This is a genomic window from Streptomyces sp. NPDC045022 (assembly GCF_056432605.1).
On the sequence record NZ_JBWKIR010000009.1, the window covers coordinates 199,700 to 220,849 of the forward strand.

Here is a 21,150-nt window from a genome sequence, read left to right on the forward strand (position 1 = left end):
GGGTCGGCGGGGTGATTCGCCGGCCGGCCGATGACGCCCCCGGGCCGAGAAGGGCGGCGGCATGACCTGCTGGTGCCCGAAGATCACCCGCTGGCCGCCCGCGACCGCGCCTGCCTGCGGGACCTGGCCGGCGAGTCCTGGATCGTCGGCGCCACCGAGAGCTGCTGCGGTGCGGTGGCCCGCGCGGTGTGCGCGGCCGCCGGCTTCATCCCGGACGTGCGCCACGCCGTGAACGACTGGGCCGCGCTGACCGCTCTGGTGGAGGCGGGCGCCGGGGTGGCGCTGGCGCCGCGCCTGGTACGGCCGCTGTACGCCCACCGCCGCCTCACCGTGCTGCCCGTGACGGGCCGGCCGCCGTCCCGGAACGTGTTCGCGGCTGGTGCGGGCGGGGGCGGAGGGGGATCCGGTGCTGGGGGTGGTATGGGATCAGCTCCGGTGTGCGGCCGAGGAGTCGGCGGCCGTCAGCCGACCGCGCGCGACGCCGCGAACGCCTCGTGGAAGCCCGGGAACGTCTTGCGTACGCAGGCGGGGTCGTCGTACGACAGGCCGGGTGTGCGCAGGGCGGTCACCGCGAAGGACATCACGATGCGGTGGTCGCCGAAGGACTTGATCTCCACCCCGGGCACGGGCCGGGCCGGCCGGATCTCGATCCAGTCGGGGCCGGTCGCCACGTCCACGCCCAGCCGCCGGAGGTTGTCCGCGCAGGCCTGGAGCCGGTCGCATTCCTTCAGGCGGGTGTTGGCGACGTCCTCGATGCGGACCGGGGCGGAAGCGAACGGCGCTATCGCGGCCAGCGTCGGCATGGTGTCGGAGATGTCCCGCATGTTCACCGTGAGCCCGCGCAGCTCTCCCGTGCCGCGTACGGTCGTCCGGTCCTCGCCCACCTCGACCTCCGCGCCCATCCGCCGGAGCACCTCGACGAAGCGCAGGTCGCCCTGGAGCGCGCCGGCGCCGAGGCCCCGGACGGTGACCTCGCGGCCCGGGGTGACGGCCGCCGCGGCGAAGAAGTAGCTCGCGGTCGAGGCGTCGGGTTCCACGGCGTAGGTGGTGGCCCGGTAGCCGCCGGGCGGGACGTCGTACACCGCGCCGTCCCGGACGACCTCCACGCCGAACGCCCGCATCATCGCGAGCGTGATCTCCACGTACGGCGCCGAGACCAGGTCCGTCACCCGGATCCGCAGGCCCCGGCGGGTGAGCGGGCCCAGCAGGAGCAGCGCGGTGAGGTACTGGGAGGACTCGCCCGCGTCCAGGACGACCTCGCCGCCTTCGACCCCGGCCGCCCGGACGGTGAGCGGATGGTGGCCCTCCGCCTCCTCGTGCCGCAGATCGACACCCAGGTCGCGCAGGGCGCGGCTGAGCGGTCCGAGGGGGCGGCGGCGCATCTGCGGGGAGGCGTCGAAGCGGTAGGTGCCGTGGCCGGCGGCGGCCAGGGTGGGCAGGAAGCGGGCGGTGGTGGCGCCGTCGCGGCAGAAGACGTCGGCCTCGGCGAGCGCGGGTCCCTGCGGGCGGCCGTCCACCTGCCAGGCATCCGGGGTGCGGCCCACCCGGTAGCCCAGCCGGGTCAGGCCCTCGGCGAAGCCCTCGGTGTCGTCGGAGCGCAGCGGCCGGACGAGGGTGCTGACGCCGTCGGCGGCGGCCGCGAGGAAGAGCGCGCGGGCGGTGATGGACTTGGAACCGGGGATGTCGACTGCGGGCATGGCCGCATGATGACCGCTCGTCCGCACTCCGGTCATCGAAGTCCAGAGGATGGACCCCTTCCATCGACCCCTTCCTTCGACCCCTTCCTTCTTCCGGTGGTGTCGGCCCTCCGCGACTGACCGCGAGCGCCGGCCCACCCTTTCCGCCGCGGCACGGCCGGCGGCCCGCCGCCACCGGCGCGCCCTCCCTCCCATGCGCCGGTGGCGGCCCCCTGCGCGGGTACTGTGCATTCCCTTGACGGAAAGAAACTTCCCGGATATTGGTGACTCCTCGGAAGTTTCCTTCAGCGGTTCTCCTCTGGAAGGAGCGCACGTGCACGACACCAGCACGGGAAGCACGGGAAACACCGCACGGCCGTCCAGACGCGCCGTGCTCGCCGCGACCGCGGGTCTCACCGCCGCGCTGACCGTACCGACGACCGCCCGCGCCGCCACCCCCGACGACCACCACCTGCGTGCCCTGATCTCCCGGATGTCGCTGGAGGAGAAGGTCGGCCAGCTCTTCGTGATGCGGGTCTACGGCCACTCCGCCATCGCCCCGGACCAGGCCGACGTCGACGCCAACCTCAAGGAGATCGGGGTCCGCACGGCCGCCGAGCTGATCGCGAAGTACCGCGTCGGCGGCATCATCTACTTCACCTGGGCCCACAACACCCGCGACCCGCACCAGATCGCGGACCTGTCCAACGGCATCCAGCGGGCCTCCCTGGACCAGCCGCGCGGACTGCCGGTGCTCATCGCCACCGACCAGGAGCACGGCGCCGTCTGCCGGGTCGGCAAGCCCGCGACCCTCTTCCCCGGCGCCATGGCGATCGGCGCGGGCGGCTCCCGCTCCGACGCCCGCACCCTCGGCCGCATCTCCGGCGCCGAGTTGCGCGCGATGGGCATCAACCAGGACTACTCGCCCGACGCCGACGTGAACGTCAACCCGGCCAACCCGGTCATCGGCGTCCGGTCCTTCGGCGCCGACCCGGAGGCGGTGGCCGGACTGGTGGCCGCCGAGGTGAAGGGCTATCAGGCGTCCCGGGTCGCGGCGACCGCCAAGCACTTCCCGGGCCACGGGGACACCGCCGTCGACAGCCACTACGGCTTCCCGGTCATCACCCACAGCCGGGGGCTGTGGGAAAGGCTGGACGCGGTGCCTTTCCGGGCCGCGATCCGGGCGGGCATCGACTCGATCATGACCGCGCACATCCAGTTCCCGGCCCTCGACGACTCCGGTGACCCGGCCACCCTGTCCCACCCGATCCTCACCGGCATCCTGCGCGGCGAACTCGGCTACGACGGGGTCGTGATCACCGACTCGCTCGGCATGGAGGGCGTCCGCACGAAGTACGGCGACGACCGGGTGCCGGTGCTCGCGCTCAAGGCCGGCGTCGACCAACTGCTCAACCCGCCGTCCATCGACGTGGCCTGGCACGCGGTCCTGAAGGCCGTCCAGGAGGGCGAGCTGACCGAGGGCCGCCTGGACGAATCGATCCTGCGCATCCTGCGCCTCAAGGCCCGGCTCGGACTCCTCAGCGACGCCTACGTCAGCCGGGCGGGCGTGGACCGCACGGTGGGCACCAGAGCCCATCTGGCCGCCGCCGACCGGATCGCCGAGCGGACCACGACCCTGCTGGTCAACGAGGACGGCCTGCTCCCGCTCGACCCCCGTACCACCCACGGGATCCTGGTCGTCGGCGCCGACCCGGCCTCGCCGTCCGGCACCACCGGCCCGCCCACCGGTGTGCTGGCCGCCGCCCTCACCGAACTGGGCTTCACCGCCACGGCCCTCCCGACCGGCACCACACCCTCGGCCGCGACCATCACCAAGGCGGTCACGGCCGCGCAGGAGGCGGACGCGGTGGTCGTGGCCACGTACAACGTGACGGCGGGCAGTTCGCAGCGGACGCTGGTGGAGCGGCTGCTGGCGACGGGCAGACCGGTGGTGGCGGTGGCCGTCCGCAACCCCTACGACGTCGCCCAGCTGCCGTCGGTGAAGGGCTGTGTGGCGACGTACTGCTGGACCGACACCGAACTGCGGGCCGCCGCACGGGTGATCGCCGGGCGGGTGGCACCGCGCGGGAAGCTGCCGGTGCCGGTACAGCGGGCGGACGATCCGGCACAGGTGCTGTACCCCATCGGGTACGGGCTGTCGTACGAGACATACGCAGCGCACCGGGCGTAACACCCTCGACACGCGGAAACCCTCCCATACGGCCGGCGTGGCCCCGGCGCCCGGGCCGCGCTGGAGGGGGCGTCTGGGGGTTCGCGATGAACGGTGCCGCGGGAGTGCGCTGCCGGCTGCTGCTCACCGCCCTCGTGGCCGCCGCCCTGCCGGCCCTGTCCGGCTGCCGGGGCCCGGCGGACGCCCCGGTGGGCAGCGCCCGGTCCACGTCGGCCACCACCGGTGGCTACGGCGCCGAGTTCCTCGCGGCCGGCGAGTGCAGTTCCTTCGGGACGGCCGGCTTCACCGAGGTGCCGTGTACGAGCGAGCGGGCGGCGGCCAGGGTCGTCGCCCGCTACGAGGGTGCGGTCACCGACGGCCCGCTGTGCCCGGCGACCACCGATTTCGTGCTGCACATCAGCGCCCGGGCCGCGGCCGGCGACGAGGACGGCGACGGGGCGGTCCCGCGGGGCTACGCCTGCATGCGCGGCCTGGAACGCCCGCACCCCGGCGATCCCGGCGGCGGGGGCGGCCCGCGGACCATACCGGGCGACTGCGTGTACGGCTCCGGTGACGGGCAGGTCCGCGAGACGCCGTGCGACGGCTCGGGGCGGCACGGACCCCAGTACCGGATCACCGAGGCGGCACCGGCCCGCGACGGCTGCCCCGCGTCGACCGTGCTGTACGTCCACATCGGCGGCCGCGACCCGGTGGGTTGCGCCCGGCGCCTGTGAACACGGCCGCCGCCGGCCGACGGGCTGAGCGCCGGGCGGCGCCGCGACGGCGTCCGGGCCACGACGGCGTCCGGGCCACGACGGCGTCCGCGCCACGACGGCGGGGTCCGGCGGTGCCGTAACCCGCCGTCGCGGCCCGGGTGTCAGCCGGCCTCAGGGCCGCAGCGCCGGCTCGCGCTCCACGTCCCGGACGTCCAGCTTCGCGTCGTAGCGGGCCAGCGGCTTCGCCGCCGACGGGTTCGCCCGGACCGCCGGCGAGGCCACGCCCGCCCACTGCAGGATGCGCGCGGTGGCGAGGGCCTTCTGGCCGGGGACCAGGCCCGCGACGTTCGCGCCGTGGTTCAGGCCGGGCGCGGTGAGGACATAGGAGTCACGGGCGCCCGCGCCGAGCCGGAACCGCTCGGAACCCCACGGGTCGTTCTGGCCGTAGACGAAGAGCATGTGCGCGGCGTGGTGGCGGACCCAGCTGTCCACGTCCCGCATCGCCCGCGGCTGGAAGCGCATCGGGATGGAGCGGGGCACGAAGTGGCGCGGCGGCTGGTAGCCGTAGCGGATCAACTTCCGCTCGATACAGGGGAAGTGGATCGCCGGTGCGCCGAGTTGGGTGCCCGCCTGGTAGTAGTACGGCGTGTACTGCTCCAGGCCCTGGTCGGTGTAGGCGGAGAAGCCGGAGATGGTGTCGACCGACTTCCAGATCTCGTCGTCGCTCGCGGTGGCCGCGTCGGCGGGGACAGTGTCACAGTCCTTCAGCAGGCTGTACTGCCAGAAAGTCCACACGTAGTCGAGGACGACGGCCTCGTACGCCTTGTCCAGACCGCCGATGGTGCCGAAGGTGTAGCCGTTGCCGGCCGCGTACTGCGCGTACTTCCGCTCCAGCGGCTCGCGGCGCACCAGCGCCTCCCGCTGCACGGCGTTCAGCCGGTCCCGGCACTCCTTGGTGCCGACGCGGGCGAAGAAGCGGTCGTAGGCCGAGTCCTCGTCGTTCACGACGTCGTTCGGGGCGACGTAAGCGACCACGCCGTCCATGTCGTGCGGGTAGAACCGCTCGTAGTACGTGGCCGTCATGCCGCCCTTGGAGCCGCCCGTGGCCAGCCAGTTGGCGGGGTAGACGGACTTCAGGGCCTCGTACACGCGGTGCTGGTCACTCGCCGCCTGCCAGATGTCGAGCTTGGACCAGTCGGCCGGGGCGGGGCGGGACGGGGTGAAGTAGCGGTATTCCAGGGAGACCTGGTTGCCGTCCACGATCTGGGTGGGCTCGCGGCGCGAGGGGGTCGTGGAGACGTTGTAGCCGCTGGTGTAGAAGACCGTCGGGCGGCTCGTGTCCTTGTGCAGCACGGTGATGCGCTGCTGGAAGGTGCCCCGGTCCGGATGACGGTGGTCGGCCGGCTGGGTGTAGTTCAGGACGAAGTAGCGATAGCCGGGGTACGGCTTCTCGTCGATCAGGCTCATGCCCGGTATGGACAGCAGCCGGTCCTTGATGTCGGTGGGCTCGGACTGTGCGGCGGTGGCCGCGCCCGCTGTGCTCAGCGTGCCTATGAACACCGTGAGCGCCAGCAGCCATCTGAGCGCCTTGCGCATGCGCACTCTCCCCTGTGAGACAAATGTGCGCCGGAAGCTATCCCAGCAACTGCCGTCACGCCAGAGGGGATTGAGCGGGCCTCACGATCCGGTCGGTGCGCTCAGCACAGGATCCAGCCGGAGCTGACCGTGTACCGCCCCACCGAGCCCGTGATCCACACGCAGCGGTGCCCGGCGTGCACGGTGACCGGGCCGGCGTGGTGCTTGTAGCGGCCCTTGTCGACGACCGGCCGGTTGCCGCGTGCCTGCACGCTGACCGACATGGTCTGGGTGGGGCCGGGGTGTCTGGCGACGGTGATGGCGCAGACGTAGCCGTCATGCTTGTACACGTGCGTGACGCCGGTGCGGAACGGCAGGGTCCGCACCTCGTGCCCCGAGCAGCCGCGGGCCGAGCCGGCCTGTGCGGTACCGGTGGCCGTGAGCGCGAGCGCCCCGGACGCGGCCAGCACGGCCGCGCCGAGCGCCAGCCGTCGGCGTATCCCACCACTGTCCACTGTCGTCCTCCCCCTGTCGCGGTCGTCCGTCCCCCGATGGCCGTACTGATGTACGGACGCACGACATGTGTCGGATGGTTGCACGACCGTCAGCGGCACGCGTCGCCGGGGGGCCGCACACCGGCGAGCCCCCACCGGGCCGTCGGCCGGTCGCAGTGGCGCGCGTCGCCGGAGACCACGTCGGACCGTCGGCCGGTCGCAGTGGCGCGCGTCGCCGGGGGCGCGTCGGGATGTCAGCCGGGCTCAGAAGGAGGCGCCACCGGAGGCCGCACACCGGCCGGACCCACACCCAGGCCATCGGCGGTCCCCGCGGCACGCATCGCCGGAGACCGCGTCGGACCGTCGGCCGGTCGCAGTGGCGCGCGTCGCCGGGGGCGCGTCGGGGTGCCGGCCGGGCTCAGCGGGAGGCGCCCACCGGCTCCTCCGGCTCGGACTGGCCCACGAAGGTCCGCCACAGCTCGGCGTACCGGCCACCGCGAGCCAGCAGTTCCTCGTGGGTGCCGTCCTCCGCGACCCGGCCGTGGTCCATCACCACCACCCGGTCCGCGCGGGCCGCGGTGGTCAGCCGGTGGGCCACCACCAGGGTCGTACGGCGGCCCGCCAGGCGGTCGGTGGCCTGGTTGACCTGGGCCTCCGTGGCCAGATCGAGGGCGGCGGTGGCCTCGTCGAGGAGCAGGATGTCGGGGTCGACCAGTTCCGCGCGGGCGAGGGCGATCAGCTGGCGCTGGCCGGCCGAGAGGTTGCGGCCGCGCTCGGCGACCTCGTGCAGATAGCCGCCCTCCAGCGTGGCGATCATCTCGTGCGCCCCGACCGCCCGGGCCGCCGCCTCCACCTCGGCGTCGGTGGCGTCGGGACGGCCGTAGGCGATGGCGTCGCGGATCGTGCCGGGGAAGAGGTACGCCTCCTGCGGGACGACCCCGAGCCGGTGCCGGTACGAGGTGAGGTCCAGGGCCCGCAGATCCGTGCCGTCGACCGTGACCCGGCCCGCGGTGGGGTCGTAGAACCGGGCCACCAGCTTCACCAGCGTCGACTTCCCGGCGCCCGTCTCACCGACGAAGGCGACCGTCTGCCCGGCCGGGACCGTCAGGTCGACACCGGTGAGTGCTTCCTCGTCGTCGCCGTACGCGAAGGACACGTCCTCGAAGGCGATGTCACCGCGCAGGGACGAGACGTCGAGGGGTTCGGCGGCGGCCTCGGTGGACGTCGGCTCGCGCAGCAGCTCCTGGATGCGGCCCAGCGACACCGTGGCCTGCTGGTAGCCGTCGAAGACCTGGGAGAGCTGCTGGACGGGCGCGAAGAACAGGTCGATGTAGAGCAGGTACGCCACCAGCGCGCCCGTGGTCAGCGTGGCCGCCTCCACCCGTCCCGCGCCCGCGATCAGCACGGCCGCCGCGGCGACCGAGGACAGCAGCTGGACGAAGGGGAAGTAGATCGATATCAGCCACTGGCCGCGGATGCGGGCGCCGCGGTAGCTGTCGCTGCGCTCGGCGAACCGCCGCGCACCGTCCCGCTCCCGCCGGAACGCCTGCACGATGCGCAGTCCCGCCACCGACTCCTGGAGATCGGCGTTCACCACCGAAACGCGCTCGCGGGCGAGTTGGTACGCCTTCACGCTCGCCCGGCGGAAGAAGAAGGTGGCGACGGCGAGCGGGGGCAGGGTGGCGAACACGACGAGGGCCAGCTGCACGTCGAGCACGAGCAGGGCGACCATGATGCCGAAGAAGGTGACGACGGAGACGAACGCCGTGACCAGACCGGTCTGCAGGAACGTCGACAGGGCGTCGACGTCCGTCGTCATCCGGGTCATGATCCGCCCGGTCAGCTCGCGCTCGTAGTAGTCGAGGCCGAGCCGCTGGAGCTGGGCGAAGATCTTCAGCCGCAGCGTGTACAGGACGCGTTCGCCGGTACGGCCGGTCATCCGGGTCTCGCCGGTCTGCGCGGCCCACTGGACGAGGACGGTCAGCAGGCCGAGCAGGGCGGCCGCCCACACCGCCCCGAGGGCCGTCCGGGTGACGCCCTGGTCGATGCCGTGCCGGATCAGCACTGGCAGCAGCAGGCCGGCGCCCGCGTCCACGGCGACCAGCAGCAGGCTGACGAGCAGCGGCGTGCGGAAGCCGCGCAGCAGACGGCGCAGGCCGTAGGAGTCCTCCGGGAGGACCGCCCGGCCCTCGTCGATGTCGGGGGTGTCGGTGGCCGGGGGCAGCGCATCGACCTGGGCGAGGAGTTCCGGGGTGGCCGGGGAGCCGCTGAACGCCTGGTCCTTGGGCGCGCGGTCGCCGGTCCACAGCCTGCGGGTCACGCCGCGCTCGGCGTCGAACTCCGCGTCCAGCTCGTCGCGGAGGGAGGTGTCCTCCTGCGGCTCGGCCGGGCGGTCATGGCCCGGGGAGACCCCGCCCAGCTCGTCCGGGTCGGTCAGCAGCCGGCGGTAGAGGGCCGAGCGCTCCTGCAGCTCCTCGTGGGTGCCGAGGTCGGCGAGCCGGCCGCCGTCCAGGACGGCGATGCGGTCGGCGAGGTTCAGGGTGGAGCGGCGGTGGGCGATCAACAGGGTGGTGCGGCCCGCCATCACCTGCTTCAGCGCCTCGTGGATCTCGTGCTCGACGCGGGCGTCCACGGCCGAGGTGGCGTCGTCCAGGACCAGCAGGCGCGGGTCGGTGAGCAGGGCGCGGGCGAGCGCCACGCGCTGGCGCTGGCCGCCGGAGAGGGTCAGGCCGTGCTCGCCGACCGTGGTGTCGTAGCCCTCGGGCAGCTCGGCGATGAAACGGTCCGCCTGGGCGGCGCGGGCGGCGGCCTCGATCTCCTCCTGGCCGGCGTCCGGGCGGCCGTAGGCGATGTTGGCGCGGACCGTGTCCGAGAAGAGGAAGGAGTCCTCCGGGACCAGGCCGATCGCGGCCCGCAGCGAGTCCAGGGTCAGCTCGCGCACATCGTGGCCGCCGATCAGGACGGCGCCGTGGGTGACGTCGTAGAAGCGCGGCAGGAGCAGGGAGAGGGTGGACTTGCCGGAGCCGGAGGAGCCGACGACGGCGAGGGTCTCACCGGCCCGGATCTCCAGGCTGAGCCCGTCGAGGACCTGCGCGCCGCTGTCGTACGCGAAGGACACGTCGTCGAACTCGACGGTCGCGGGCGCGTCGGCGGGCAGCTCCTTCGTGCCGTCCTTCAGCGTCGGCTCGGTGTCGATCAGCTCCAGGACGCGCTCGGTGCCGGCGCGGGCCTGCTGGCCGACCGTGAGGACCATCGCGAGCATGCGGACGGGGCCGACGAGCTGGGCGAGGTAGGTGGAGAAGGCGACGAAGGTACCGAGCGTGATGTGTCCGCGTACGGCGAGCCAGCCACCCACGGCCAGCATGGCGACCTGGCCGAGCGCGGGTACGGCCTGCAGGGCGGGGGTGTACTTGCTGTTCAGGCGGATGGTGCGCAGGCGTCCGGCGAACAGGCGGCGGCCGACCTCCCGGAGCTTCCCGGTCTCCTGCTCCTCCTGCCCGAAGCCCTTCACCACGCGTACGCCGCTCACGGCGCCGTCGACCACGCCCGCGACCGCGGCGGCCTGAGCCTGGGCGTACCAGGTGGCGGGGTGCAGTTTCGTCCGGCTCCACCGGGCGATCCAGCCGAGCGCGGGCGCGACGGCGAGCGCGACCAGGGTCAGCGGCAGCGACAGCCACGCCATGATCACCAGGGAGATCACGAAGAGCAGGATGTTCCCGATGGTCATCGGGAGCATGAAGAGCAGGCCCTGGATCAGCTGGAGGTCGCTGGTGGCCCGGCCGACCACCTGCCCGGTGGACAGCTCGTCCTGGCGGCGGCCGTCGAGCCGGATGATCGTGCCGTACATCTCGGTCCGCAGATCGTGCTGGACGTCGAGGGCGAGCCGGCCACCGTAGAAGCGGCGGACGTAGGTGGCGGCGTAGACCAGGAGGGCCGCGCCGACCAGGGCACCGGCCCAGGGGGCCATGCCGCGGCTGTGGTCCCCGATCACGTCGTCGATGATCACCTTGGTGATCAGCGGGACGACGGCGAGAACGGCCATGCCCGCGAGGGAGGAGCCGAGGGCCAGGACGACGTCCTTGGGATATCGCCAGGCGTAGCCCGCCAGCCTTCGTGCCCATCCCCGTTGCGTTGCCACGCCGGTGCCTTCCTGTCGACCTGGTCTACCGGAAGGCACCAACGCCCCATCAAGCGGATTTCATCCCTCCGCAACAAACCGGAGGCATCCGTCAGACGCGTACTCGCAAGTAATAGAACCGCGTCGTCTGCGCCGCGTTCTGGTTGTCGTCGCTCACCAGCAGCACCTTCAGGCGGCCGGTGCGGTCACGGCCCGTGACCGTCATGCCCTCGATGTTGTCCAGCAGGGGGTTCGGCTGCGGCTGCTTCGCCGTGGCGCCCAGGGGCGGGCAGGTGGCGAGGTCGGTGAGCAGGGTCTTCCTGACCAGGTGGACGTCCGGCCGGCCGGTGAGGTTCTCGATGCCGCTGGTGTCCGTGGCGTGGCGCGGGTCGGCCAGGTAGAGGCGGACGGTGTTGCCCACGCCGGAGGTGAAACCGCGCTCCAGGACGAGGAGGCGGCCGTCGGGCGTGGCCTGGACCTCGGGGACGCCGAGGCCGGCGTCGGTGCGGTAGGCGTACTGGGCCGCGAGCCGGAAGCGGTCGCCCCGCGCACGCTCCCAGGTCTGGAAACGGACGATCCCCGTGCTGTCGCCGGAGAGCGCGTACTCCATCGAGGCCAGCAGCCGGTGGCCGCCGGGCAGCAGGGTCAGGCCCTCGAAGGTCTGGTTGGCGGTGGCGCGGCCGGCCGGGGCGACCCGGAGGGAGGCCGGCACCGGGAGCCGGCCGAGGATCCTGCCGTCGCGGGAGTAGCGGCGTACGGACGGCTCGGTCTCGGAGCTGACGAGCCGGGTGCCGTCGCCGTCGATGGCGAGTCCCTCGGAGTCGAGGTCGGCGCCCTTCTCGTCGGCGAGGTGGACGGCCGCCTTCGGCTGGAGGGACCGGGGGTCCAGGCCGAACAGGGACGACCGGTCCGCCAGGGCCGCGAGCGAGCCGTCCCGGTCCACCGCGAGGGCGGAGAAGTTGCCGACGAAGGTGCCGTCGTAGGTCGTCTTGTCGAGCGCGTCGCTGAAGCGGGTGAGGGAGACGGCCGGCGAACAGGCGTGCGGGTTCGCCGTGCCGACGGCGGCCGCGCGGGCGCTCGCGGGCCCGGCGGTGGTCAGGCAGCTGACCGCCGCCAGGCCGGCGGTGAGGGTGGCGAGTACGGTTCTCAGACGCATGCCCGTCACCGTAGGGCGGTCCGGTGACCGGCGGGAGACCGCCTCGTGAAGCCTCAGCCCTGCGCGGGCACCGCGACGAACGCCTCGCTGGGCCGGCTGGTCGGGGTGTAGCGCGTGGCGCCGGCGGTGGTCGGCACCAGGTCCTTGTGGATGGCCCTGGCGACGTTCTGGATGGTGGTGACGCCGTAGTTCATGGTGCTGTTGTCCTGCGTCAGCACGGTGATCGTGTAGTCGTGACCGGCGCCGTTGAAGGTGCCCAGGCTGTGCACGCGCCAGCCGTGGGTGGAGCGCTGCAGCCAGCCGTTCTTGACGTGCACCGCGACGGAGGACGGCGCACCGGCGGGCGTGCCCCAGCGCTGCGAGGAGATGACCTGTCCCATCAACTTCAGGATGTAGGCCCGGGAGTTGTCGCTCAGCACGCTGTTCTTGGCGGTGACGAGCTGGAGCAGCTTCTGCTCGTCGGTGACGTTCTCCTGGGTCAGGCCCCAGTAACCGTTCGCGCCCGGCGTGGTCTTCGTCATCCCGGCAGCGGCCAGGAAACCCTTGATCTTCGTCATGCCCAGCTGCTTCCACAGCTTGCTGGTCGCGTCGTTGTCGGACTTGGTGATCATGGCCTTGGCGAGTGAGGCCTCGGTGTCCGTCAGGTACCGGTTGTGCTTCTTCGCGTCCCACAGCAGTGTGGCGAGCACGGTGACCTTGACGGTGCTGGCCGAGTCGTAGGCGCTGGTGGCCCGGAGGGCGCAGGTGGTCTTCGTGCCACGGTCGTACAGGCCGATGGCGACGGTGCCCTCGCGGCCCGCGAGGGCGGCCGTGATGTCCTTCTGCAGCTTGGCGGCGAGGCCCGCCTTGGCGGACGTACAGCTCACGGTGGGCGTGGCGGCGGCGGCCGGGGTGGCGGCCGTGACGGCCGGTATGAGCAGGGCGGCACCGAGGGTGGCCGCGAGCACGCCGGCCCGCCCGGATGTCTGGTGAGTCATGGAAAGTCCCCCTTGAATGTCGTACAGGCGTCCCCCTGAACGCCGTGGAGCGCACGCATGCGCCACCTGAATCGACTCGCGGGGGCGACCGAAAGTTGTACACGTGTTCGCGGGGCCGGAGTTCGATGGGTGAAGGGGCGCGGGCATGGCAATGATTCGCCCATGGCACAGCAGAGGGAGAGCCAACTGAGGCGGTCCGGGCGGCTGTTCGCGGCACTCGCCGTCCTGCACTATGTCGCCGAGACCGGCCGCAAGCTGCCGAGCCCGGGCGACTTCCCCGCGAAGGACGGCCCGAAGCAGCGCATGAGCCGCATCAGGACGGACGCCTACGTCAACCTGGCGAAGGCGCGGGGCCGCGGGGGCGCGCACTGGGAGGCGGCGGCCAAGGCGTTCCAGGCGATACCGGGCCTGCTCGCGGACGGCCCGGTCCCCCACCACACCATCAACCCGGCGCAGCTGGCGGAGCACAGGGCGGGATACGAGGCGCAGCTGGCGGAGCTGAGGGACGACTTCCGGGCCGTCCTGCCCTGACCCCGCTTCAGCAGCCGACCGTCACGCGGCCTCCAGTTCGCACCACACGAACTTGCCCCGGTTCCCGAACCTGGCCGACGGCTGCCAACCCCAGTAGTCCGCGCAGGCCTGGATCAACGCCAGGCCCCGCCCCTCCTCCGCCGGCTCGGCGACCTGGTCCAACGGTCGCGGAGGCCGGGGCGGCCCGGGGTCCGTGTCCCACGCCCCGATCCACACCACGCCCTCCGGCGTCCTGCGCACCCTGAGCGCGGCCGGCCCCTTCGTGTGGCGTACCGCGTTGGAGACCAGCTCCGCCGCGAGAAGCTCCGCCGTGTCGACGAGGCCGATCAGCCCGTGCATCGTCAGGATCAGGCGCAGGGTGCGGCGGCAGACCGTGACGGCTCTGAGGTCGTTCGGGATGTAGAGGGTGTAGTCCCAGGTTTCGGGCATGCGTCATCAACTCCGGTGAGGCCAGGGATCTTCGCGCGCGGTGGCATTGCCGCAGCCGTCATGACAGAGACGGAGCGGTGCGCTTCCGCTGTGTGTGCGTTGCGTCACCGACGGTAGGGCCACAATTTGGGACCGCGCAAGTCGTTGCCGTAATCTGACCCTCGAACGAGGATGGTCTTCATGGCAGTTGGGCGCGGGAGGAAGACATGGCGCGCAGGAAGGAAGCCACCGCACGCCAGGCGCGTCTGGGTGCTGAGCTGCGGAAGCTACGTGAAGCCGCCGGCCTCAAGGGCCGCGAAGCCGCTGCCCTGCTCGGGACGGACTCGGCTCAGGTAAGTCAGATCGAGTTCGGAACAGCGGGTGTGAGCGGGGACCGCGTACGGCGGCTTGCCGCGCACTACGCCTGCACGGACACCGAGTTGATCGAGGCGCTGGTGGCCATGGCCACCGATCGGGTGTGCGGCTGGTGGGAGGAGTACCGGGGCTCTCTGCCCACCTCGTTCCTGGACCTGTCTGAGCTGGAGCATCACGCGAGCTACCGGTGGGACGTGGACTTCCTGCACGTTCCCGGCCTCCTTCAGACGGAGGAGTACGCGCGCGCCCTCTTTTCGTACGTGAACCCGGACTTCCCGGAGAGCGAGCTGGAACGCTGGGTGGACCACCGTATGAGGCGGAGAGTCATCATCGAGCGCCCCGACCCAATCCCGTACGAGACTGTGATCCACGAAGCGGCGCTGCGCATCAGGGTCGGTGACCGCGCCGCAACCCTGACACAGCTCGCCCGCATCCTGGAACTGTCCGAGGCTGCTCACGTAACCGTCCGGGTGATCCCCTTCGAGCTGGACGCCTTCGCAGGTGCCGACAGCGCCATGGTGTACGCGGGCGGTCCCGTCCCCCAGTTGGACACCGTGGTGCGCGATGGCCCCCACGGCACGCTCTTCGTCGACGCCGAAGCCCAACTCAGCCGCTTTCGAACGCTCTTCCGTAGGGTAGAAGCGGTGTCACTCGAACCCGCGCGTTCTCGTGACTTCATCCACAAGCTGGCCAAGGAGCTGTGAAGAGCACCATGACCATCTCGCCCATATGGCGGAAGTCGTCCTTCTCCGGCGGTGGCGAAGGCAACGCATGCGTCGAAGTCGCCGACTTGAACAACCACATAGCCGTCCGCGACTCAAAGGCCCCCGCCAGAGCCACCCTCACCTTCCCGGCCGGGGTCTTCACCCGCTTCGTCGATGCCCTGAAGGGGGCCGGGTCGCTCGTGCGGGAGAACTCCGGCTAAGCCAGGTGCGTCGGTGCGAACATCCGCAGTACGGCGGGGAGTACGACCACCGACGGGCCCGGTGTCGCCAGCGCCTTCGTCAGGTCCTCCTCCAGGGTCTCCGGGGCCGTACGGACGCCCGGGACGCCGAAGGACTCCGCCAACGCCACGTAGTCCGGGCGGGAGAGTTCCGTCGCCGTCGCCTGGCCGAAGGTGTCCGTCATGTACTCGCGGAGGATGCCGTAGCCTCCGTCGTCGACGATCAGCCAGGTGACCGGGAGGTCGTACTGGCGGGCCGTGGCCAGCTCGGCGATCGAGTAGAGGGCGCCGCCGTCGCCCGACACCGCGAGCACCGGACGCGTGGGGTCCGCCGCCGCCGCGCCCAGCGCCGCCGGGAAGCCGTAGCCGAGGCCGCCGGCGCCCTGCGCGGAGTGCATGACATTCGCACCCTGGGGATCGAACGCCGACCAGGCCCAGTAGGCCAGGATCGTCATGTCCCAGAAGGACGGGGCGTCGGCCGGCAGGGCGCGGCGGACCGCCGCCAGCACGTTCTGTTCCAGGGTGAGGTCCTGGGACGCGATACGGGCCGCCACCTTGTCGAGCAGCTCCCGCACCCGCCCCCGCGCGGTCTCGTCCGTCCGCTCCTCCACCGTCTCCAGCAGGGCCTGCAACGCCAGTCGGGCGTCCGCGTGGACGCCGAGGGCGGGGTGGTTGGACTCCAGTTTGCCGAGGTCCGCCTCGATCTGGATCACGCGGCCGCGGGGCTTGAACGTGTGGTAGTTGGAGGAGAGTTCACCGAGGCCCGAGCCGACCACCAGCAGGACGTCCGCGTCCTCCAGGAAGTCCGTCGTGTGCCGGTCCTCCAGCCAGGACTGGAGGGACAGGGGGTGGTTCCACGGGAAGGCGCCCTTGCCGCCGAAGGTCGTCACCACGGGGGCGTCCAGCTTCTCGGCCAGCTGCCGCAGCTTGCCCGAGGCGTCCGACCGTACGACCCCGCCGCCCGCGATGATCGCCGGGCGGGCCGCGCGCGACAGCAGGTCGGCCGCGACCGCCGTCAGCTCGGGGCGCGGCACCAGGTCGTCCGGGGCCGCGTCCATCGCCGTCACCACCGGCAACGAGGTCTCGGCGAGGAGTACGTCCTGCGGGATCTCCACCCATACCGGGCCGTGCGGAGCCGTCAGTGCCGACTTCCAGGCCGCCGCGATGGCGGAGGGGATCTGGGACTGGGTGCGGACGGTGTGGACCGACTTCACCACGCCCCGGAACGAGGCCGCCTGGTCGGGCAGTTCGTGGAGGTAGCCGTGGCGGCCGCCGCCCAGGCCGGCCGTCGGGATCTGGCTGCTGACGGCCAGGACGGGGGCGGAGGCCGCTGCCGCCTCCTGGAGGGCCGCGAGGGAGGTCAGGGCGCCGGGGCCCGTCGACAGGAGCAGCGGGGCCGCCTCGCCGGTGATCCGGCCGTACGCGTCCGCCGCGAAGCCCGCGTTGTTCTCCACCCGCAGCCCGATGTAACGCAGGGAGGAGCGGCGCAGGGCGTCGAACATGCCGAGGGCGTGCTGGCCGGGCAGGCCGAAGACGGTCGTCGCGCCCAGCCCGGCCAGGGTCTCCACGACCAGGTCTCCGCCGTTGCGCCCCGGAGGAGGATTCAGCGCGGTCGAGATCTGCGCCTCGGTCGGGCGGAGTACCAGGTCGTGGTCGTGAGTCACTGCTCTCGGTCCCCTATGGAGCGTCAGGCGTTGCGGGCAGCCGCGATCTGGCGGCTCATGATGGTGGTCAGTTCGTAGGCCGTGTGGGAGGCCGCGACCGAGGTGATCTCCGCGTGATCGTACGCGGGAGCGACCTCGACGACGTCCGCCGAGACCAGGTTGCAGGAGGCCAGGCCGCGCAGGATCTCCAGCAGCTCGCGGGAGGTCATGCCGCCCGCCTCGGGAGTGCCGGTGCCGGGCGCGTGGGCCGGGTCGAGGCAGTCGATGTCGATCGAGATGTACAGCGGGCGGTCGCCGATGCGCTGACGGAGCTGGTCGGCGACCTCGTCGGCGCCGCGCCGGTAGATGTCCGCCGAGGTGACGATGCCGAAGCCCATCTTCTCGTCGTCGGTGAGGTCCTGCTTGCCGTACAGCGGGCCGCGGGTACCCACGTGGGAGAGCGCCTCGGTGTCGAGGATGCCCTCCTCCACCGCGCGGCGGAACGGGGTGCCGTGGGTGTACTCGGCGCCGAAGTAGGTGTCCCAGGTGTCGAGGTGGGCGTCGAAGTGGAGCAGGGCCACCGGGCCGTGCTTCTTCGCGACCGAGCGCAGCAGCGGCAGGGCGATGGTGTGGTCACCGCCCAGGGTCATCAGGCGGGCGCCGGTGCCGAGCAGCTCGTCCGCGGCCGCCTCGATGGTCTCCACGGCCTCGTTGATGTTGAACGGGTTCACGGCGATGTCGCCGCCGTCCGCGACCTGGGCGAGGGCGAAGGGGGAGGCGTCCTGCGCGGGGTTGTAGGGGCGCAGCAGCCGGGACGCCTCGCGGATGGCGTTGCCGCCGAAGCGGGCGCCCGGCCGGTACGAGACGCCGGAGTCGAACGGCACGCCCACGACGGCGACGTCGGCGGTGCCGACCTCGTCGAGACGGGGCAACCGGGCGAAGGTCGCGGGTCCGGCGTACCGCGGGATGCGGGAGGAGTCGACGGGGCCGCGGGGCGTCTCGTTGCTGCTCATGATGAAATGCCTTCTTTCCTGCGCTTGGTCGCGCATGTACTGCTTTCCATACGACTCTACTGGTGAGCCGGGACCGGTTCGGACGCGAGTTCGGGGGACCGTCCGGCGAGGCGCTCGCGCCAGGTGGCGAGGACCGTCTCGTCGGTGGGCTTCGTCGCCAGGGAGACGGCGACGTAGGCGGCGAGGGAGGCGAGCAGGCCGTAGTAGACGGGCTCGTTGGCGAGGATGCCGTAGCCGGCCATCAGGCCGATCACGGCGAGGCCGCCGACGATCACGGAGGCGAGGGCGCCCTGCACGGTGCCGCGCTTCCACAGCAGGCCGCCGAGGATGGGCACGAGCAGACCGGCGACGAGGAGGTTGTAGGCCACGGTCAGCGCCTCGACCACGTTGTTGAGCGCGATCGCGGTGCCGATCACCGCCAGGCCCATGACCAGGATGAACGCACGGTTGCCCGCCACCTCGTCGGGTTCCTCGCCGTCCCGGCGCACGACACCGCGCACCCGCGACCAGATGTCGTTGTTGGCGACCGTGGCGCAGGCGATCAGGGCGCCGGAGGAGGTGGACATCACGGCGGCCAGGGCGGCGGCGAGCACCAGTCCGCGCACACCGATGGGCAGTTCGTCCTTGACGATGGTGGCGAAGGCGTCGTCGGGGCTGCCGAGCTTCGGGTAGAGCACCTTGGCGGCCGTGCCGATCACCGCGCCGGCGAGGGCGTAGGCCAGACAGTAGGTTCCGGCGACGGTGCCGCCCCACTTGGCGGTCCTGTCGCCGCGGGCGGTGAACACGCGCTGCCAGATGTCCTGGCCGATCAGCATGCCGAACGTGTAGATCAGGACGTAGGTGAAGATCGTCTCGCCGCCGATGCCCAGCGGGTCGAAGTACGAGGTCGGCAGCTTGGCCTTCATCGCGGAGAAGCCGCCCGCCTTGACCACGGCGATGGGCAGGAGCAGGAGCAGCACGCCGATGGTCTTGACGACGAACTGGACCATGTCCGTCAGCGTGATGGACCACATGCCGCCGAGGGTGGAGTAGGCGACGACGATCGAGCCGCCGAGGATGATCGCGACCGTGCGGTTCATGTCGAACAGGACGTCGAAGATCGTGGCGTAGGCGATGGTGGACGTCACCGCGAGCATGAGGGTGTAGGCCCACATGACCACGCCGGAGATCACGCCCGCCCGGCCGCCGTAGCGCAGGTCGAGCATCTCGGAGACGGTGTAGACCTTCAGGCGGGCGATGCGGGCGGAGAAGAAGACCGAGAGGGCCAGCAGGCCGAGGCCGATGGTGAAGACCATCCAGGCGCCGGAGAGGCCGTACTGGTAGCCGAGGCCCACGCCGCCGATGGTGGAGGCACCGCCGAGGACGATCGCGGCCATGGTGCCGGAGTACATGGCGGGGCCGAGGCGGCGGCCTGCGACCAGGAAGTCACTCTTGGACCTGGCCCGGCGCATGCCCCACCAGCCCATGGCCAGCATGCCGGCGAGATAGACGACGATCACTGTGTAGTCGACGGCCATGGAGGCCCTCCTTCGCGCACTTCGGTGGCGTGTCGTGCAGAGACGTGGGGGTGCGACGGCAGCGGATCGCGGGGACATCCGCCCGTACCCGCGGCTGCCGTTCCGTGTCGACCCTAGGTGGCTGGAAAGCGACTGCGAAGAGTACGTTTCATCCATATGAACGGGGCGGGATGGAGGAAACGCACATCATGCCGGAGACGATCACCCCAGCCGTCCCACCGACCCCACCGGTCCCGCTGTCGGCCCTGCTGGCGCGGGAGGATCTGGGGCTGCGGCAGATCGCGGGCCCCACGGACCCGGGCATCGTGATCCACTGGGCGCACACCTCCGAGATGGCCGACCCCTACCCGTACCTGCTGGGCGGCGAGCTGCTGCTGACGGCCGGGGTGCACATCCCCGAGGCCGCGGGTTCCGGCACGTATTTCGGCGACTACGTCTCCCGGATCGTGGCTGCGGGCGGCGCGGCCCTCGGCTTCGGCCTGGCGCCGGTGCACGAAACGGTGCCGAGCGCCCTGGTCGACGCCTGCGACACCCACGGCCTGCCCCTGCTGGAGGTCCCGCCGCAGACCACCTTCTCCGGAGTGGCCCGCGCGGTGTGGCAGCTGATGGCCCAGGCCCGCCTGGCGGAGCTGCGCCGTGCCACGGAGGCCCAGCAGAGCCTCGCGGCGGCCGCCGCCCGCCCCGATCCCGTCCCCTCGGTGCTGCGCCAGCTCGCCCAGCGCCTGGGCGGGCGCGCGGTGCTGTACGGGCCTGACGGTACGGACATCGCGGGCGCGGGCCGGGAGACGGCCGAGGACGTGCGGGCGGCCCTGGCGAAGCTGGCCGGTGTGGTCAGGCCGAAGGGCAGGGCGACGACGGCGGCCGACCACGCACCGGGCGACGGCCCCGCCCCCGCCGCGACGCCGGCGCCCGCCGCACAGACGTCCTCCTCCCGGCCGCGGCCCACCTCCGCCACCGACACCCTCGGCTCCACCCACCTCGCCGTCTACGCCCTGGGCGCCGGCGAAGGCTTCGTGCTCGGCGTGGCCACCGCCCACCGCGAACCCGGCGACCACACCATCGCCTCCGTCGCCGCCGTACTGCTGTCGCTGCTGACCGGTGAGCACCAGAGCGGCGCCGGTGCCGCCCGGTCCTCGGCACTGGTGCGGCTGCTGCTGGGCGCCCCGCCCGAGGAGGTGGCCCCGCTGCTCGGCCGGGTGTCCCCCGGGGAAGCCGGGGGCGGGCGGTGGCTCGTCGTGCACGCGCGGCCGGAAACCCAGGAACCGGACACCGTCGCCGCCTCCGCCCTGGGCGCCGCCCTGGGTTCGCCGCTGGTCGACGTCACCCGTGACGTCGTACGGGTGCTGGTGCCGGCCGGGCGGGAACCGGGGCCGCAGCCCGGCTGGACACTCGGGGTGAGCGCCGCCGTCGAGCCGCCCGAGTGGCCGGCCGCCGACACCCAGGCGGCCCGCGCCCTGGCCCGCGCCCGCGCCACCCGCACCCCGCTGGTCCGGCACGCGGCCCGGCCGGCGCTGGCGGACCTGGTGCCGCGGGCGGACGCCGAGACGCACGCCCGCGCGCTGCTCGCGCCCCTCGCGGGGCAGGCCGCGCTCGCCGAGACCCTGCGTGCCTGGCTGTCGCTGCACGGCAGTTGGGACCGCACCGCGGTGGCGCTGGACGTGCACCGCAACACGGTGCGGCAGCGGATCGCCCGCTGCGCCGCCCTGTTGGACGCCGACCTGGACGACGCCGACGTCCGCATGGAGTTGTGGTTCGCGCTGCGACGGAGCTGACGGCACGGCCGGGTGACCCCCGTCCCAGGAGGCGATATGCCGAAGACGCCCGCGGCGCGCTGCCTCA

Annotated in this window: 16 protein-coding genes and 1 pseudogene; 7 read left to right on the plus strand and 10 right to left on the minus strand. The window is 72.3% G+C overall.

All coding sequences use genetic code 11. The features are described 5' to 3' along the window. Positions 1 to 30: 30 nt before the first annotated feature. Positions 31 to 315: pseudogene (locus AC07C1_RS18585) on the plus strand (LysR substrate-binding domain-containing protein); the annotation flags it as partial. A 146-nt stretch (positions 316 to 461) separates the two neighbouring features. Here the strand turns inward: AC07C1_RS18585 and aroA are convergent. Then, complete coding sequence (aroA, locus tag AC07C1_RS18590) at positions 462 to 1,697, minus strand: 3-phosphoshikimate 1-carboxyvinyltransferase (protein WP_478940221.1); 1,236 nt, start codon at positions 1,695 to 1,697, stop codon at positions 462 to 464. Positions 1,698 to 2,010: 313 nt separating this feature from the next. Between aroA and AC07C1_RS18595 the strand changes: the two genes are divergently transcribed. Both AC07C1_RS18595 and AC07C1_RS18600 read left to right on the plus strand, forming a co-directional pair. Then, complete coding sequence (locus AC07C1_RS18595; RefSeq protein WP_478940222.1) at positions 2,011 to 3,867, plus strand: glycoside hydrolase family 3 protein; 1,857 nt, start codon at positions 2,011 to 2,013, stop codon at positions 3,865 to 3,867. An 86-nt stretch (positions 3,868 to 3,953) separates the two neighbouring features. Next, complete coding sequence (locus AC07C1_RS18600) at positions 3,954 to 4,580, plus strand: hypothetical protein (RefSeq protein WP_478940224.1); 627 nt, start codon at positions 3,954 to 3,956, stop codon at positions 4,578 to 4,580. 153 nt (positions 4,581 to 4,733) lie between these two features. On the opposite strand, the gene AC07C1_RS18605 is transcribed toward AC07C1_RS18600, so the two are convergent. The 5 genes from AC07C1_RS18605 to AC07C1_RS18625 form a co-directional block, all read right to left on the minus strand. Next, positions 4,734 to 6,158: a S28 family serine protease gene (locus AC07C1_RS18605; RefSeq protein ID WP_478940225.1), complete on the minus strand. Its 1,425-nt coding sequence runs from the start codon at positions 6,156 to 6,158 to the stop codon at positions 4,734 to 4,736. Between the two features lie 101 nt (positions 6,159 to 6,259). After that, positions 6,260 to 6,652 carry a hypothetical protein gene (locus AC07C1_RS18610; RefSeq protein WP_478940227.1) on the minus strand — a complete coding sequence of 131 codons (393 nt, stop codon included), beginning with the start codon at positions 6,650 to 6,652 and terminating at the stop codon, positions 6,260 to 6,262. 397 nt (positions 6,653 to 7,049) lie between these two features. Continuing rightward, positions 7,050 to 10,769, minus strand: coding sequence for an ABC transporter ATP-binding protein (locus AC07C1_RS18615; RefSeq protein ID WP_478940229.1), 3,720 nt, complete (start codon positions 10,767 to 10,769; stop codon positions 7,050 to 7,052). Between the two features lie 91 nt (positions 10,770 to 10,860). Further along, on the minus strand, positions 10,861 to 11,904 hold the full coding sequence (locus AC07C1_RS18620) for an esterase-like activity of phytase family protein (RefSeq protein ID WP_478940231.1): 1,044 nt from the start codon (positions 11,902 to 11,904) through the stop codon (positions 10,861 to 10,863). A gap of 53 nt (positions 11,905 to 11,957) precedes the next feature. After that, complete coding sequence (locus AC07C1_RS18625) at positions 11,958 to 12,881, minus strand: serine hydrolase (RefSeq protein ID WP_478940233.1); 924 nt, start codon at positions 12,879 to 12,881, stop codon at positions 11,958 to 11,960. Positions 12,882 to 13,043: 162 nt separating this feature from the next. Here AC07C1_RS18625 and AC07C1_RS18630 point away from each other — a divergent pair, with 162 nt between their 5' ends. Beyond that, positions 13,044 to 13,412, plus strand: coding sequence for a hypothetical protein (locus AC07C1_RS18630; protein WP_478940234.1), 369 nt, complete (start codon positions 13,044 to 13,046; stop codon positions 13,410 to 13,412). A 21-nt stretch (positions 13,413 to 13,433) separates the two neighbouring features. Here AC07C1_RS18630 and AC07C1_RS18635 read toward each other — a convergent pair whose 3' ends face one another. Beyond that, a complete protein-coding gene (locus tag AC07C1_RS18635; protein WP_478940236.1) occupies positions 13,434 to 13,841 on the minus strand; it encodes an ATP-binding protein in 408 nt (135 codons plus the stop codon). Between the two features lie 206 nt (positions 13,842 to 14,047). Between AC07C1_RS18635 and AC07C1_RS18640 the strand changes: the two genes are divergently transcribed. Both AC07C1_RS18640 and AC07C1_RS18645 read left to right on the plus strand, forming a co-directional pair. After that, on the plus strand, positions 14,048 to 14,899 hold the full coding sequence (locus AC07C1_RS18640; protein WP_478940238.1) for a helix-turn-helix domain-containing protein: 852 nt from the start codon (positions 14,048 to 14,050) through the stop codon (positions 14,897 to 14,899). A gap of 8 nt (positions 14,900 to 14,907) precedes the next feature. Then, positions 14,908 to 15,120 (plus strand): DUF397 domain-containing protein, encoded by a 213-nt coding sequence (locus tag AC07C1_RS18645; RefSeq protein ID WP_478940240.1) that lies wholly within the window; start codon positions 14,908 to 14,910, stop codon positions 15,118 to 15,120. Here AC07C1_RS18645 and AC07C1_RS18650 read toward each other — a convergent pair. The 3 genes from AC07C1_RS18650 to AC07C1_RS18660 are packed head-to-tail and all read right to left on the minus strand — an operon-like array spanning position 15,117 to position 19,311. After that, positions 15,117 to 16,802, minus strand: a complete 1,686-nt coding sequence (locus AC07C1_RS18650) for a thiamine pyrophosphate-binding protein (RefSeq protein WP_478940242.1) — start codon at positions 16,800 to 16,802, stop codon at positions 15,117 to 15,119. The two genes, AC07C1_RS18645 and AC07C1_RS18650, sit on opposite strands and share 4 nt — an antisense overlap. A gap of 23 nt (positions 16,803 to 16,825) precedes the next feature. Next, the gene (gene speB / locus AC07C1_RS18655; RefSeq protein WP_478940244.1) at positions 16,826 to 17,794 is read right to left on the minus strand and encodes an agmatinase; all 969 of its coding nucleotides are present in this window, start codon (positions 17,792 to 17,794) and stop codon (positions 16,826 to 16,828) included. 56 nt (positions 17,795 to 17,850) lie between these two features. Then, on the minus strand, positions 17,851 to 19,311 hold the full coding sequence (locus AC07C1_RS18660) for a sodium:solute symporter family protein (RefSeq protein ID WP_478940246.1): 1,461 nt from the start codon (positions 19,309 to 19,311) through the stop codon (positions 17,851 to 17,853). A gap of 170 nt (positions 19,312 to 19,481) precedes the next feature. Here AC07C1_RS18660 and AC07C1_RS18665 point away from each other — a divergent pair, with 170 nt between their 5' ends. Next, positions 19,482 to 21,083, plus strand: a complete 1,602-nt coding sequence (locus tag AC07C1_RS18665) for a PucR family transcriptional regulator (RefSeq protein WP_478940248.1) — start codon at positions 19,482 to 19,484, stop codon at positions 21,081 to 21,083. The last annotated feature ends 67 nt before the right edge of the window (positions 21,084 to 21,150 follow it).